General features: G+C 68.9%; 10 protein-coding genes and 2 pseudogenes. 8 read left to right on the top strand and 4 right to left on the bottom strand.

Annotated elements, in window-relative coordinates; translation table 11 throughout:
- Position 1 precedes the first annotated feature (1 nt).
- The 8 genes from G9272_RS06895 to G9272_RS06860 are packed head-to-tail and all read left to right on the top strand — an operon-like array spanning position 2 to position 8,620.
- Positions 2 to 937 (top strand): ABC transporter permease, encoded by a 936-nt coding sequence (locus tag G9272_RS06895; protein WP_253267744.1) that lies wholly within the window; start codon positions 2 to 4, stop codon positions 935 to 937.
- Positions 934 to 1,803, top strand: a complete 870-nt coding sequence (locus G9272_RS06890; RefSeq protein WP_171395701.1) for an ABC transporter permease — start codon at positions 934 to 936, stop codon at positions 1,801 to 1,803. Before G9272_RS06895 ends, G9272_RS06890 begins: the two co-directional genes overlap by 4 nt.
- Entirely contained in the window at positions 1,800 to 3,197 is a 1,398-nt protein-coding gene (locus G9272_RS06885; RefSeq protein ID WP_171395700.1) for an aminotransferase class III-fold pyridoxal phosphate-dependent enzyme, read from the top strand. Before G9272_RS06890 ends, G9272_RS06885 begins: the two co-directional genes overlap by 4 nt.
- A 38-nt stretch (positions 3,198 to 3,235) precedes the next feature.
- A complete protein-coding gene (locus tag G9272_RS06880) occupies positions 3,236 to 4,189 on the top strand; it encodes a succinylglutamate desuccinylase/aspartoacylase family protein (protein WP_171395699.1) in 954 nt (317 codons plus the stop codon).
- The gene (locus tag G9272_RS06875) at positions 4,186 to 5,640 is read left to right on the top strand and encodes an aldehyde dehydrogenase family protein (RefSeq protein WP_171395698.1); all 1,455 of its coding nucleotides are present in this window, start codon (positions 4,186 to 4,188) and stop codon (positions 5,638 to 5,640) included. Before G9272_RS06880 ends, G9272_RS06875 begins: the two co-directional genes overlap by 4 nt.
- Positions 5,637 to 6,575 (top strand): aldo/keto reductase, encoded by a 939-nt coding sequence (locus G9272_RS06870; RefSeq protein WP_171395697.1) that lies wholly within the window; start codon positions 5,637 to 5,639, stop codon positions 6,573 to 6,575. The genes G9272_RS06875 and G9272_RS06870 overlap by 4 nt, the downstream gene beginning before the upstream one ends.
- 45 nt (positions 6,576 to 6,620) lie before the next feature.
- Positions 6,621 to 7,286, top strand: coding sequence for a haloacid dehalogenase type II (locus tag G9272_RS06865; protein ID WP_171395696.1), 666 nt, complete (start codon positions 6,621 to 6,623; stop codon positions 7,284 to 7,286).
- A gap of 50 nt (positions 7,287 to 7,336) precedes the next feature.
- Positions 7,337 to 8,620 (top strand): NAD(P)/FAD-dependent oxidoreductase, encoded by a 1,284-nt coding sequence (locus G9272_RS06860; protein WP_171395695.1) that lies wholly within the window; start codon positions 7,337 to 7,339, stop codon positions 8,618 to 8,620.
- Positions 8,621 to 8,821: 201 nt separating this feature from the next.
- Here G9272_RS06860 and G9272_RS06855 read toward each other — a convergent pair whose 3' ends face one another.
- From G9272_RS06855 to G9272_RS06845, 4 genes and pseudogenes are all read right to left on the bottom strand, one after another.
- Entirely contained in the window at positions 8,822 to 9,004 is a 183-nt protein-coding gene (locus tag G9272_RS06855; protein WP_171395694.1) for a hydrophobic protein, read from the bottom strand.
- 146 nt (positions 9,005 to 9,150) lie between these two features.
- Positions 9,151 to 9,639 (bottom strand): annotated as a pseudogene (locus tag G9272_RS06850) (ABC transporter permease); the annotation flags it as partial.
- A 119-nt stretch (positions 9,640 to 9,758) separates the two neighbouring features.
- A pseudogene (locus G9272_RS45175) lies at positions 9,759 to 9,910 on the bottom strand (ABC transporter substrate-binding protein); the annotation flags it as partial.
- Positions 9,911 to 10,229: 319 nt separating this feature from the next.
- A complete protein-coding gene (locus tag G9272_RS06845; RefSeq protein WP_171395693.1) occupies positions 10,230 to 13,757 on the bottom strand; it encodes a hypothetical protein in 3,528 nt (1,175 codons plus the stop codon).
- Positions 13,758 to 13,838 lie beyond the last annotated feature (81 nt).

Here is a 13,838-nt window from a genome sequence, read left to right as displayed (position 1 = left end):
GATGGCCGGATCCGTACTGGCACCCAACCCGGCACCCGCAGCGGCGCCCACACCCGCCCCGGGGAAGAGCCGCCTGGGCCGCGCGCTGTCCGATCGGCGCACCCGCTTCGGACTGCTCAACGCCACCCCTGTCGTCGTCTACCTCCTGATCCTCTTCGTCTATCCGATCTTCAGCACCCTGATGTTGAGCCTGAAGGGCGAGGGCGGCGGCTTCACCTTCCACTGGTACACCGACGCCTTCCAGGGCGCCAACCTGGAGATCCTGCTCACCACGCTGCGGATCTCCGCCGAGACCTCCCTGCTCGCCCTGGTCATCGGCTTCGTCCTGGCCTCCGCCATCTCCCGGCTCAAGCCCCTGTGGGCGGGCCTGGCGATGCTGGTGGTGGTCGTCCCGCACTTCATCAGCGCGCTGGTGCGCACCTACGGCTGGATCATCCTGCTCGGTGACAACGGCGTGGTGAACAACGTCCTGACGGACATCCACTTCCCGGGCGCGCCCTTCCAGCTGCTCTACAACGAGATCGGCGTCGTCATCGGCACCACCGCCGTGATGCTGCCGTACACCGTGCTGTTGCTGTACGCGGTGATGAAGGGCATCGACCGGCGGCTGCTCGCTGCTGCGGCCGGCATGGGCGCGGGCCGGATCACCATCTTCCGCCGGGTCTACCTGCCTCTGGTGGCCCCCGGCCTGGTCAACGCGGGCATCCTGTCCTTCATTCTCTGCCTCGGCTACTACCTCACCCCCGCCCTCATGGGCGGCGAGAAGCAGACCATGGTCGCCTCGCTCATCGACGAGCAGGTCATGAAGCAGAACCAGTGGAACGGCGCCTCCGCGCTCGGCATCATCCTGCTGCTCCTCACCTTCGCCGGACTGCTGCTGCTCAAGCTGCTCCAGTCGGCGGGCGAGGCCCTCCGGAATCGGGGTACGGCGTCATGATCGAGCTCCGTTCCACCCTGGCCGGACGCATCACCCTGGCCGTCCTGTCCACGCTGATCCTCCTGTTCCTGGCTCTCCCGATCGTCGTCATCGTCGTCACCTCCTTCGGCAAGGACGCCTTCGGCTCCTTCCCACCGGAGGCGTGGACCCTCGGCTGGTACGAGCAACTGTTCGCCGACGGCAGCAAGTGGCCCGCCGCGCTGTCGCTGAGCGCCCTGGTGGCGGCCATGACCACGGTCTTCTCGCTGATCCTGGGTCTGACCGCGGCCACCGCCCTCGTCCGCAGCGAACTGCCCCTGCGGTCGGCGGTCTACGGCCTGGTCCTCGCCCCGCTGGTGATCCCCCAAGTCGTCGTCGCCCTCGGCCTGTTCCTGCTCTTCGAGCCGGCCGCGATGCTCGGCAGCCCGGTCGCCATCGCCCTCGGCCACACCGTGCTCGCCTCACCGATCGCCGTGATGATCCTCATGGCCACCCTGAAGGGCATCGACGAACGCCTGGAGGACGCGGCCGCCAGCATGGGCGCCGGCCGACTGACCGTATGGCGGCGGGTCACCCTCCCGCTGGCCATGCCCGGACTCGTCGCCGCCGGCATCTTCTCCTTCATCACCAGCTTCGACGAGTTCTTCATCTCGCAGTTCCTGTCCTCCGTGGACACCGTGACCCTGCCCGTGCAGGTGTTCAACGTCCTCCAGTACAACGTCGACCCGTCGGTGACCGCCGTCAGCGCGATCCTCATCGCCGTCGCCGTCGTGGCTCTCGCGCTGGTCGGCGTGGTCCGCAAGCTCAGCGGCTCCGGCAAGCAGGACGGCCTGCTGCCCACAGAACCGGGACTGGGCCTCCCTGTCGGAAGTGAGACCGCATCATGACCACCACAACCAGCACCAGCACCCCGGCCGGCGAACTGTCCGCCACCGCGGCCAGACACCTGCTCCTGAACATGACCCCGAACGGCTCGCTCGGCCCCGGCGGAGAGAACCTCTTCGTCGTACAGCGCGGCGAAGGCCCGTACGTCGACGACGCCGACGGCAAGCGCTACATCGACGGCCTGTCCGGCCTGTACTGCTGCCAGCTCGGCTACTCCTACGCCCCCGAGTTCGCGGAGGCGGCGGACAAGCAGCTGCGCGAGCTGTGCTTCAGCCCGCTCTGGTCCTCCTCCGCGCACCCCACCGCGATCGAACTCGCCGAGCGGCTCTCGTGGATCGCCCCCGTCGACGTCGAGCACACCTTCTTCTCCGGCGGCGGTGCGGAGGCGGTGGAGACCGCCTGGAAGATCGCCCGCCGCTACCACGCCCTGCGCGGGGAACCGGGCCGGGTGAAGGCGATCTCCCGTCGTGGCGCCTACCACGGGCTGACCATCGGGGCTCTCTCCCTGACCGACGACCCCGGCCTGCGTGACCCCTACGGGCCGGGAGCGATCGAGACCCGGTTCGTGTCCAACACCAACCGGTTCGGCCTCGCTCCCGAGTACATCGACGACGACGTGTACGCGACCCGACTGCTCGCCGAGCTGGAGGCCGCGATCCTGGCCGAGGGCCCGGAGAGCATCGCGATGCTGATCGCCGAGCCGGTGCAGAACCGGGGCGGCTGCATCACCCCGCCCCAGGGCTACTGGCCGGGCCTCCGGGCCCTGGCCGACCGGTACGGCTTCCTCCTCGTCGCCGACGAGGTGATCACCGCCTTCGGACGACTGGGGGAGTGGTTCGGCGGCGACCGCTACGGCGCCCGCCCCGACATCGTCACCGTCGCCAAGGGCATCACCGCCGGATACGCGCCCATGGGGGCAACTCTGGTGAGCAATGGCGTTGTTGAGGTCATCAATCAGCCGGGCGCGGTCCTCAACCACGGCTACACCTTCGCCGGGCACCCGCTGAGCGCGGCCATCGCCCTGCGCAGCCTGGAGATCATGGAGCGGGACCGGATACTGGAGAACGTCCGTGGTCTCCAGGACCACCTCGCGACGCGCATGGCCTCCCTCGGGGACCTGAGAATCGTCGGCGACGTCCGGGGCGCCGGCTTCTTCTACGCCTGTGAACTCGTCGGCGACCTCGACGGTGGCGGCTTCAGCGACAGGGCCCGCGCCGATCTGATCGTCGACCTCATCCCGCGTCGTCTGCGCGAGGCAGGCCTTCTGGCCCGCGTCTACAACCGTTCCGCCCCGCTGGTGCAGATCGCGCCCCCGCTGATCAGCGACCGGCACCTCCTCGACCGTATCGCCGACATCCTCGCGGAGACCCTCGCCGAGGCGTCCGCCCGCCTGTGACACGCGCACCCGCCCCGCATTCGAAAGGAACCACCCTCATGTACTCCATCGGTCCGCTGACCGTCGCCCCCGGCGAGCACGCCCAGGGCCTCATCCCGGTCGGTACCAGCAGCTACGGCGTGGAGCTCGGCATACCGCTGATCGTCGTCAACGGTGCCCACGACGGCCCCGTGCTGTGCGTGGACGCGGGTGTGCACGGCGACGAGTACGACGGCCAGGAGGCCATCCGCCGCGTCCTCGCCGAGACCGACCCGGCCACCCTGCGCGGCACCCTCGTCGGCATCCCCTGCATGAACACCCCGGCCTTCGAGGCGGCGGCCCGCACCAGCGGCCTGGACCACCTGAACCTCAACCGCATCTTCCCGGGTGACGCGGACGGCTCGTACTCGCTGCGTCTGGCGGCCACCTTCGTCGAGCAGGTCGTCCCGGCCATCGACGCCCTGGTCGACCTGCACACCGGCGGCACCTTCGGCGAGATCGCCCCGCTCGTCATCCTCCAGGGCGGCTACGAGGAGCTGGCCACGGACCTCGCCCTCGCGGCCGGGCACGAGCTGGTCTGGAAGGGCGGCAAGTGGGGTGGCACGGTCCGCCACCCCACCCTCGCGGCGGGCAAGCCCGCGATCACCATCGAGGCCGGCGGCGGCACCTACCGCGAGGCCAACGTCGAGCTGCACATCCACTCGATCCGCAACATCATGCGGCAGCTGAAGATGATCGACGGCGAGTCGGAGCTGCGGGACACGTACACGACCACCTCGGGCACCTTCGCCCGCTCCGCCGCCGGCGGCTTCTTCCTCGGCCACGCCGAGCCGGGGGAGGCCTGCAAGGAAGGCGACCTGATCGCCCACATCGTCGACCACTACGGCAACACGCTGGAGGAGGTCCGTGCCCCGCAGGACGGCATCGTCCTGTGGGTGCGCCGGATCCGCACGGTCCGCCCGGGCGACGAGGTCGTCATCTTCGGCGAGGTGCAGGGAGAGATCCAGCCATGAGCAGCGACACGCGGTTGCTCCTCGTCGACGGCAAACAGGTCCCCGCCGCCGACGGCCGCACCTTCACCGTTCTCGACCCCTCGGACGGCACGGCCATCGCCCAAGTGGCGCTCGCCGGCCCGGCGGACGTCGACCAGGCGGTGGGCGCCGCGAGGACAGCCCTCACAGCCCCCGAGTGGGCGCGGATGCGCGCCGCCGACCGGGGCAGGATCCTGTACCGGATCGCCGAGGCGATCCGTTACCAGGGCGAACGCCTGGCCCGTCTGGAGAGCCAGGACGTCGGCAAGCCGCTCGGCCAGGCCAAGGCCGATGTCGAGGCCGCCGCCCGCTACTTCGAGTTCTACGCGGGCGTCGCCGACAAGCTCGGCGGCACGACGATTCCCCTCGGCCCCGGTCTGATCGACTACACCGTTCGCGAGCCGATCGGCGTCTCCGGGCAGATCATCCCCTTCAACTACCCGCTCCAGAACACCGCGAGGGGCTCCGCCCCCGCCCTGGCCGCGGGCTGCACGGTGGTGCTCAAGCCCTCCCCCGAGGCGCCCATCACCCCGCTGGAGATCGGACGGATCGCGCTCGAGTGCGGTCTCCCACCGGGCGTCCTCAACGTCGTCCCCGGCGACGGCGAGACCGGGGCGGCCCTCGCCGGGCACCCGGCCATCGACCAGATCACCTTCACCGGTTCCGTGCCCACCGGCATCAAGGTCGCCCAGGCGGCCGCCGCCAACGTGGTGCCGGCAGTCACAGAGTTGGGCGGCAAGTCGCCGATCGTCGTCTTCGCCGACGCCGACTTCGACCTGGCGCTGAAGGCGATCCTGGGCGCGTCGTTCAGCAACGCCGGACAGATGTGCTCGGCGGGGACGAGGCTGCTCCTCCAGCGTGGCGCCGAGGAGTTCCTGGACCGGCTGGTCGAGAAGATCGCCACCTTGCGCGTCGGCCCCGGCCTGACGGATCCGGACATCGGCCCGCTGGTCGCCGCCCGGCAACGCGACCGGGTCCTGGGCTACCTGGATCTGGCACGGCAGGAAGGCGCGACGGTCCGCGTGGGCGGCGGCGCACCCTCCGACCCGGAGCTGGCGGATGGCTACTACGTGGAGCCGACCGTCCTGACCGGCCTGACGAACGACGCCCGTTGCGCCCGCGAGGAAATCTTCGGCCCCGTCATCACCGTCATCGACTTCGACCACGCGGACCAGGCACTGGAGATCGCCAACGACAGTCCGTACGGCCTCGCCTCGTACGTCTGGACCCGCGACATCGACAAGGCGATGCGCCTGGCCGAGGGCGTCCGGGCCGGCCAGGTCTACGTCAACGCCACCGGCGTCGGCACCGGCGTCGAGCTGCCCTTCGGCGGCTACAAACACAGCGGCTGGGGCCGAGAGAAGGGCCTGGAGGCGCTGGCGAGCTACACGCAGACCAAGAACGTCTGCATCGGATTCGGGAGCCGGTCATGAGGTACCGCACGCTCGGTGAACGCGGGCCGGCCGTCTCGGTGGTGGGCGTCGGTGGCAACAACTTCGGTTCCCGTCTCGACGAGGAGGGCACGAAGGCCGTCGTCCACGCGGCCATCGACGCCGGGATCACCCTGTTCGACACAGCCGACACGTACGGCGGGTTCGGTGACCGGGGCGGAGTGCGCGGTGACGGTGAACGCCTCCTCGGAGCCGCCCTCAAGGGCCACCGCGACGAGGTCGTCCTCGCCACCAAGTTCGGCATGGAGATGAGCCGGGAAGCCGATCTGTACGGCCCGCGAGGCGCCCGCGGCTACATCCGCCACGCCGTGGAGGCGTCGTTGCGCCGCCTGGGCACCGACCGTGTCGACCTGTACCAGTACCACGAGCCGGACGGCGTCACCCCGCTCGACGAGACCGTGGCCGCCCTGCGGGAACTGGTCGACGAGGGCAAGATCGGTCACATCGGCTGCTCCAACCTTCCGGCCGAGGACCTGTCCGAGGCCTTCGTCAGCACCCAGGCCCGCTACCACCTGCTCGACCGCGGCGCGGAGAACGACCTGATCCCCGCCTGCCTGAGCGCCGGCGTCGGCCTGCTGCCCTACTACCCGCTGGCCAACGGCCTGCTCAGCGGCAAGTACCGGCGCGGCGAACAGCCCCCGCCCGGCAGCCGCCTGTCCTGGCGGCAGGGCTGGCTGACCGACGCGGCCCTCGACCGGGTCGAGGCGCTCACGTCGTACGCCACCGAGCGTGGCCTGACCCTCCTCCAGGTCGCGGTGGGCGGACTTGCCGCCCTGCCCGCCGTCGGCTCGGTCATCTGCGGCGCGATGACCCCCGAACAGGTCACCGCCAACGCGGCGGCTGCCGACTGGCTCCCCGACGCGGCCGACCTGGCCGCACTCGACGCGATCGTCACCCCCGGCGAGCGGATCGTCTGACCCTCCCCCTCTCCCTGTAAGAACCGGAAACCGAGGTTGAACACCATGCGACAGATCGTCACCTTCGACGCCTACGGCACCCTGGTCGACTTCCAGCTCGGCCCGACCACCCTCAAGGTCCTCTCCGACCGGCTGGACCTGGACAACCTGGACGTCGACGAGTTCCTCGACGACTTCCGCGTCATGCGCTTCCAGGCCGTCCTGGAGGCATACCGCCCCTACCACGAGATCCTGCACTCCAGCCTTCGGATGGCCATGCGCCTCCACGGCCTGGAATACCGCACCTCCGACGGCGACGCCCTCGTCGAGGCCGTCCCCACCTTCGGCCCCTTCCCGGAGGTCCCGGACGCCCTGCGCGCACTGAAGAGCAAGTACGAGATCGCCATCATCACCAACAGCGACGACAACCTGATCGCGCGCAACGTCGAGAACATCGGCGTCGAGTTCGACTACGTCATCACGGCTGAGCAGGCCGGGGCGTACAAGCCGGACCGGCAGACCTTCGAGCACGCCTTCAAGACCATGGGCGTCGAGCCGTCCCAGGTCATCCACACCGCCCAGGGCTGGGAGTACGACCACATCCCCACCCGCGACCTCGGTCTGAAGCGCCGCGTGTGGATCAACCGCTACGGCCGCCCCGGCAGCGCCGACTACCAGCCCTACGACGAGCTGACCGACCTGTCGGGCCTGCCCAAGCTGCTCGGCTGCTGACATCACGGCTACACGGCGACACAGGACAGAGAACACAGAGGACGCACGCCATGAAGCAGATCCCCTACTGGCTCGACACAGCCCCCGCCCTGCCCGACCGGTCCGGCAAGGACCTGCCCGACGAGGCGGACGTGGTGGTCATCGGCGGCGGCCTCACCGGCCTGTCCACCGCCTACCACGCCGCCCGCAAGGGCGCCCGGGTCGTCCTCGTCGAGAAGGACAAGGTCGGCTCCGGCGCCTCCGGGCGCAACGGCAGCATGTGCACCCAGGGCATCACCATCGGTGTCGGCGAGGCCCGTAAGCGCTTCGGCCAGGAGCGCGCCCGCGAGCTGTACGACGCCTTCCGCGAGGCGGTCGACGTCGTCGAGGAGCTCACCCACGCCGAGAAGATCGACTGCGACTTCCACCGCTCCGGCCGCCTCGGGGTCGCCTTCAAGCCCCAGCACTTCGAGTCGATGAAGGCCACCCAGCGCGACCTGGCCGAGAACTTCGACCACAAGACCCAGCTCCTCACACGGAGCGAGCTGAAGTCGGAGCTGGGCTCGGACTACTACCACGGCGCCCTGCTCGATCCGCTGAGCGCGGCCCTGCACGTGGGCAAGTACGTCCACGGCCTCGCGGAAGCCGCCGAACGCGCCGGCGCGGAGATCCACGAACGCAACGCGGCCACCGGGCTCACCCGCCTCTCCGGCGGCGGTTTCCTCGTGGAGACCCTGCACGGCACGATCCGCGCCAAGCAGGTCATGGCCGCCACGGACGCCTACACCGACAAGGCGCTGCCCTGGTTCCGCAAGCGGCTGATCAACGTCGGCAGCTTCATCATCGTCACCGAGCCGCTCGGTGAGGCGCGCGCCAAGGAACTGATCCCCAACGCCCGCCTGGTGGTCGACTCCAAGAACGTCGGCCACTACCTCCGCCTCACCCCCGACAACCGTCTCGCCTTCGGCGGCCGGGCCCGCTTCGCCCCCTCCAACCCCGCCTCCGACGTCAAGAGCGGCGACATCCTGAAGCAGGAGATGACGGAGATCTTCCCGCAACTGGCGGGCGTCCGCGTCGACTACGTGTGGGGCGGCATGGTCGGCTTCTCCTGGGACCGCCTCCCGCACGCGGGCGAGGTCAACGGCCTGTACTACTCCATGGGCTACTGCGGCCACGGCGTCCAGATGGCCACCTACATGGGCCGCGCCGTCGCCGAGATGATGGACGGCAGGCCGGAGGCCAACCCCCTGCGCGGCCTCGGCTTCCCCAAGGTCCCCGTCCCCTTCTACAACGGCACCCCCTGGTTCCTGCCGTTCGGCGGCGCCTACTACAAGGCCAAGGACCGCCTGCGCTGAGCGGCTGCCGACAGCGGTGACACTGCGGGGGCTCTCCGCGAACAGTCGTGGGAAGCCCCCCACCGTTACGGGACCGCGCGTAGCAGGGCGGCCTTCTCTGGCTCTCGGCTCATGGCTGTCCTCTGCTCATTCGCTGGATGGGCTCTCGTGCGTGATGGCCATACAGGCCGCAACTCCCAAGGGGGGCACGCCTGGTGCGGACTACCTGCGACTGCGGCCGTACCGGCGGCCGCCACCGCCGTGCCCGCCACCGCCGTGCCCGCGCATCGCGAAGCCGACGATCCAGACGACCAGGAGTACGGCGGCGACCCACCAAGGGGCCTGCATGGTGAAGCCGAACCCGAACACCACCAGGATCAGCAGAAGGAGAAGAATCCAGATCATCGCCGGGCCTCCAGATCGCGGGAAGTTCCTGAGTTCCGCGGGGTCCGGGCGAAGCGGGGAGGTGGAATGCGTCGCCCGACCGATCCGGAGCTGCATAGCCCTACGCGCGCCCCTCACTCCCCAATCCGCTCGAACCGGCCTCGCCGCACGACGAGCAGCGCGATCCAGAACACGGGTGCCACTTCGAGGCAGTAGAGGGAGTAGAGGGAGTAGGAGAGCGAGGTGACGGTCCGGTCGAACCACGATCCGGGGCGGCGGGCGGCGGGCGCGAGCACCCCGAGCGGCGTGCCGACCAGCACGGCGACGATAAACGCGACGGCGCACAACAGGGAGGAGCACACGAGGCGTTCGCCGATGACCTGGGCCACCGGCTGCCGCATGACGCTGGGCTGGCCGAGGTCGCCGGAGAGCGCGGCGGTCAGCCCCTGCCGCCATCGCACGGCGACGGACTGGTCCACTCCGAGGTTGTCCCGGAGCCGGTCCAGCGTTTCCTGGTCGGCGCCGAGTGCGCCCGTGCCGGCGTACGCCTTGACGGGATCGAAGGGGGAGGCGGCGGCGATGGCGAATACACCGAAGGCGACGACGAGGAGGACGGGGACGGCGAACAGGGTCCGCCGTCCCGCCAGCCGGGCCATCGCACCCCAGGGCAGGGAGGCGGTGGTCACTTCTTCGGTGCCGGTCCTCGATGTTCCACCACGGGCCGCTCGCGAGCCGTGCTCGTGCAGTTCCAGCTGCGTGGTCAGCCCTGCCAGTGGTCGCCGGTGCTGCCGAAGCCGGCGAGGACCGCGTCGTTCTTCATCCGCGGCTCGATGACCTCCCAGGTGGTGCTTCCACCGTCACGTCGATGCCGGCCTTCTTGGCGGCGTAGGCGTAGGCGTAGGCATGGTCCTGGCGGACCGGGCGGCCGCAGCAATCGGCCGGGTGTGTGGCGGAACCGGGTGGAGCACGACTGTAGGGCGATGTCCGGCCGCGCCAACCGCGGCAACGCCGGCAGAAGATGTTGCTTGGCAGCCTGTTGGTCAGGATGTCTGCGGGCAAGAGGTCCCTAGGGCGCGTCGATCGGGGATCTCAAGGTGCTGGACCTCCATTGGCTGGTCGGCCGGTCCAGTGGCTGCGAAAGTACGGCCGGGTTCGGACAGAACCACGCCTCGGCCGCGACGTCAGACGGGTAGCCGATGGACTCTTCGATGGCTGGGCGGCAGCTGTGCAGAAGCTGAGCTGGCCGTTAACCTGCCGTGGCTCCGTCGCCGGTGACGGCTGCGGCGGGAGAGCTTGCTTTACGGGAGCGGAGAGACTCGACGACGAGAGCCGCAGCTTTGGGATCGAGTTGCAGCACTGCGGGCAGTGCCTCGTGCAAAGCCCCGCTTTGCAGGGCTCGAGCGGCCAGGACACGACCACGGGAAGGACCGGCAACGGGAGCGAGGCTGACTGCGGACCGTACTCCGTTGCTACCCGCGGCCGGGATGTTGCGGGCCGCCTCTTCCGCTCTGCTGTATTCGTGCGCCGCGACGAGCGCCTTGACAAGGTCGACCTGCAAAAACTCATGGTCTCCCCGCGAAGTGATGTCTCGGACGAAGTCTGCGGCCCGGTCGTACTGCTCCAGCTCCACCAGGGCTTTTACCAGGCCGCCGCAGAAGGCTGGCGCCCGATCCGCGTGGGCTGCTACGCCCTCAAGTACCTGGTCGGCCTTCTCGTCCTCTCCCACCATTGCATACGCCTTGAAGAGGTTGCCGCCCACCACTAGCGGCATGGGACTGTCTGTCCGGACGGCCTCGGCTTCTGCAAGAGCGGACCGCGCTCCCTGTGTGTCGCCTGCAGACGCGAGCGCCGCCGCCAGCCCTACCCACACATGGAGACGCGGGTCCGGTCGGCGCACCTTGACAGCCAAAACCACTGCCCTGTCGAACGCACTCGCCCGTGCCAGTTCGACGGCGGCATCGGCCCGCAGCACGTCATCGATCTCGTCGTCAACCGAGTTCACCAGAGCCTCGGCCCGATCGAACTCGCCGTCGCGGATCAGTCGCCTGAGAATGGCCTGCCATGTCCGCACCACACCGTGGCCCCCACCGGTCTGGCGCAGCAACGCCTCCGCGCGGTCAATGTCGCCCACGTCTGCCAGGACATCCGCCATCGCTGACACCAGGATGTCTCGCCTATGGGACTCGAAGACCGGAGAACCAACTGGTTCCAAGTGAGACAGGAGGGGTTCGGCGTCTTCAATCAATGCCATCGCGGCCTCGGCCTGCCCAGCGTCCGCCATAATCTGAGCCGTCTCTGTCAGGTCCATGAATCCTGGGGGCTGCGGGCTCCGGAGTTCAGCTTCCACACTGGACAGGCACTCCACCGCTCGAAGCATGTGACCATCGGACGCCGCAGCAACTGCGCCACGGGCGAGGGCAGAGGGTCCCAGGTTGTACCTGACGGTGCGTGCAAGCTCCTCAGCCCTAGCGAACTTGCCAGCTGCCGCGAGTGCCTCGACGACCTCGCACATCGGGGGGTGCACATCGGCATGATCATGACTGCGGGCGTATATCTCTGCTTGGTCGAAGGCCCCTACGACCGCCAGGCCGCCGACGATGGCGGCGTAGGCCAGTTGCTGCTGGTACTCCTCGGTGATGCTATCGGCGACCCGCTGGCCATGCTCGAAAGCCTCCGAGCTTGCGAGTTCCTCGACGACTGCCAGCAGTGCCGACGATCGGATGTCGGAGTTTTTGATGGTTTGCGCAAGCGCTTCGGCGCCTTCGTGTTCTCCGGCCGTGGCTTGCGCGGTGACGAGTTGGTACGCGGCAGCGTCACGGTCTTCGGTGTTGGTGAGGAGCGTGGCGGCGTTGCGGGCGCGGTCGAACCCACCTTCTTTTGCCAGCAGGCCGATCACTTCTGCAGGTGCTCCGGAGGCAGACAGGCTTTGCTCGGCCTCCACCCAGAGAACCTCGGCCGCGTCCCGTTGCCCCGATCTGTGCAGGACCGTGGCGACCCGGGCGAGGGCAAGAGCGGCGTGTGCCGGTTCCGCGGCACGCGCCCGTGCCCGTGCGTCGTCGACGTGCCCGGTTTCGGCATGGGCGGCGAGCAAGGACGCCGTGCTCAACGTCCTCACCGCCGGGTCTGTGTCGCCCAGAGCTAGCGCTTCGGCCCGGTGAAAGGCTTCGGCGTGGACCCACGCCTCGACCAGCTCAGGTAGCAGCCACCTCCTGTCCCACATGTCTCCTACGGTCGACACCAGGCGCTCGGCGCGCTCCAGCCTGCCCATGCGTGTCCAGGCGGCGACTGCCCCTGCGAGGGCGGGTGCGGTCTGTTCCCATACCCCTTCGGCCATGCTGAGGACGACTTCGGCTTCTTCCAACAAGGGGACGGCCTGTTCGATCTCAGCCCGTTTGACGAGTTCCTCGGCAACGCGGACCAGAGCCAGAGCCCGCTCGTCCGGGATCGGGATGCTCCGGGCCAGGGCCTCTGCCCGGTGGACGTGGCCGAGTGCGGCCCACGCCCAGGGCAGGGTGCTTTTGACTCGGTCATTACGGGCATCGAGTTCATCACGACGGATGGCCAGGCGGACCATGTCCAGCAGGTCGGGCACTCCGGCGTCGATGATCAGCTCCTCCGCAATCCGGATTTCGTCCGAGGCGACGGCGTCACCGAAGGTGACGTCGAGCATGCGGTCGTGCCGCACTGCGTCCAGCGCGCATGCGATGATCCGCTTGAGGTCCCCATCCGCCCTGAGCATATGGAAGTATCCGCGCAACAGATACTCGGGGGTTTCGGCTGGCCAGCGCCGGGCTGCATACGCAGCCGCCCACGCGTGCAGCATGCGCTGGTATCGGCTCAGTGCGGTCTTGCCCAGCATCTCTGTGGCATGGTCCTGCAACTCCTCGTGGGCTAGCAGATGAACTTCCGCAGCATGCCCCTCGCGCACTGCGAAGGTCCGCCCCGCGTGGCTCCGCATGGTGTCTTTGATCAGATACGGGGTGACGCCGCTTAGCTCGGCCAGATCCGATGCCGTCAAGCCACCGCCTGCGGCCGTGACCAGCCCGAGCAAGTCGTGCTGAAGGCCGTTGTCGGCCAGCAGCACTTTCAGTTCTCGCTCGGCTTCTTCGCGAATGATCTGGGCATGCCGCGAGATGTCCATCCGCCGTGCGATGCCGGTCTGGCGCAGCGGGTGGTGGGCAGGCACGTCGCTGGGGATCGGCGGATGGGGACGGCCTGCGACTATCACCCGCATGCCCGCCTCCAGACGGTCAGGCAGCAGACTGGCGATGCTGTGCGCATCGGGGCTCGTGGTCCACGTCCGGTCCTCGTCCAGTCCGTCCACCAGCAGAACCAAGCGCTGTCCGCGTTGCGCACAGGTGCGTGCCGCTTCGCCGTACAGACGTAGCAGGTGCGCTTCTCTCGTCGGTCCGGTCAGATGCGCCGGAAGTGCTTCGCCGATGAGTTCGGCCAGCTGCTCCAGAACAACATCGACATACGCCAGCCGGTCGTTGTGTGCACCAAGCCGTGCGGTGATGAAGAACGGCACCACCCGTACGTCCTGTGGCGGGTGCAGAGCGAACCACGCCAGCAGGGCGGTCTTCCCCGCCCAGGCCTCGGCCCGCCACCATCCGTAGGAGGGCGCATCCTCGGCCGTGCAGAACCGGGTGAGTTCCTCCAGTTCGCGTTCGCGTTCCATCAAGGTCTCCGGGGCGATCCGGCGTACCTGCTCCCAGTAGGCCGAGCGCGCCACAGGCACTGCCCCGTACGTCACCACCTGTCCGACCTGAATCACATTGTGGTCACCCGTGTTGGCAAAACCTAGGCTGCCGCCCGCGGCTGCCGAACGCTCTCCGGAGGCCGTCGCTGTCGGGTA

It is taken from the genome of Streptomyces asoensis (assembly GCF_013085465.1).
GTDB classification, from domain to species: domain Bacteria; phylum Actinomycetota; class Actinomycetes; order Streptomycetales; family Streptomycetaceae; genus Streptomyces; species Streptomyces cacaoi_A.
The sequence above is the reverse complement of the archived record's forward strand: the minus strand, read 5'-3'. Positions and strand labels throughout refer to the sequence as shown.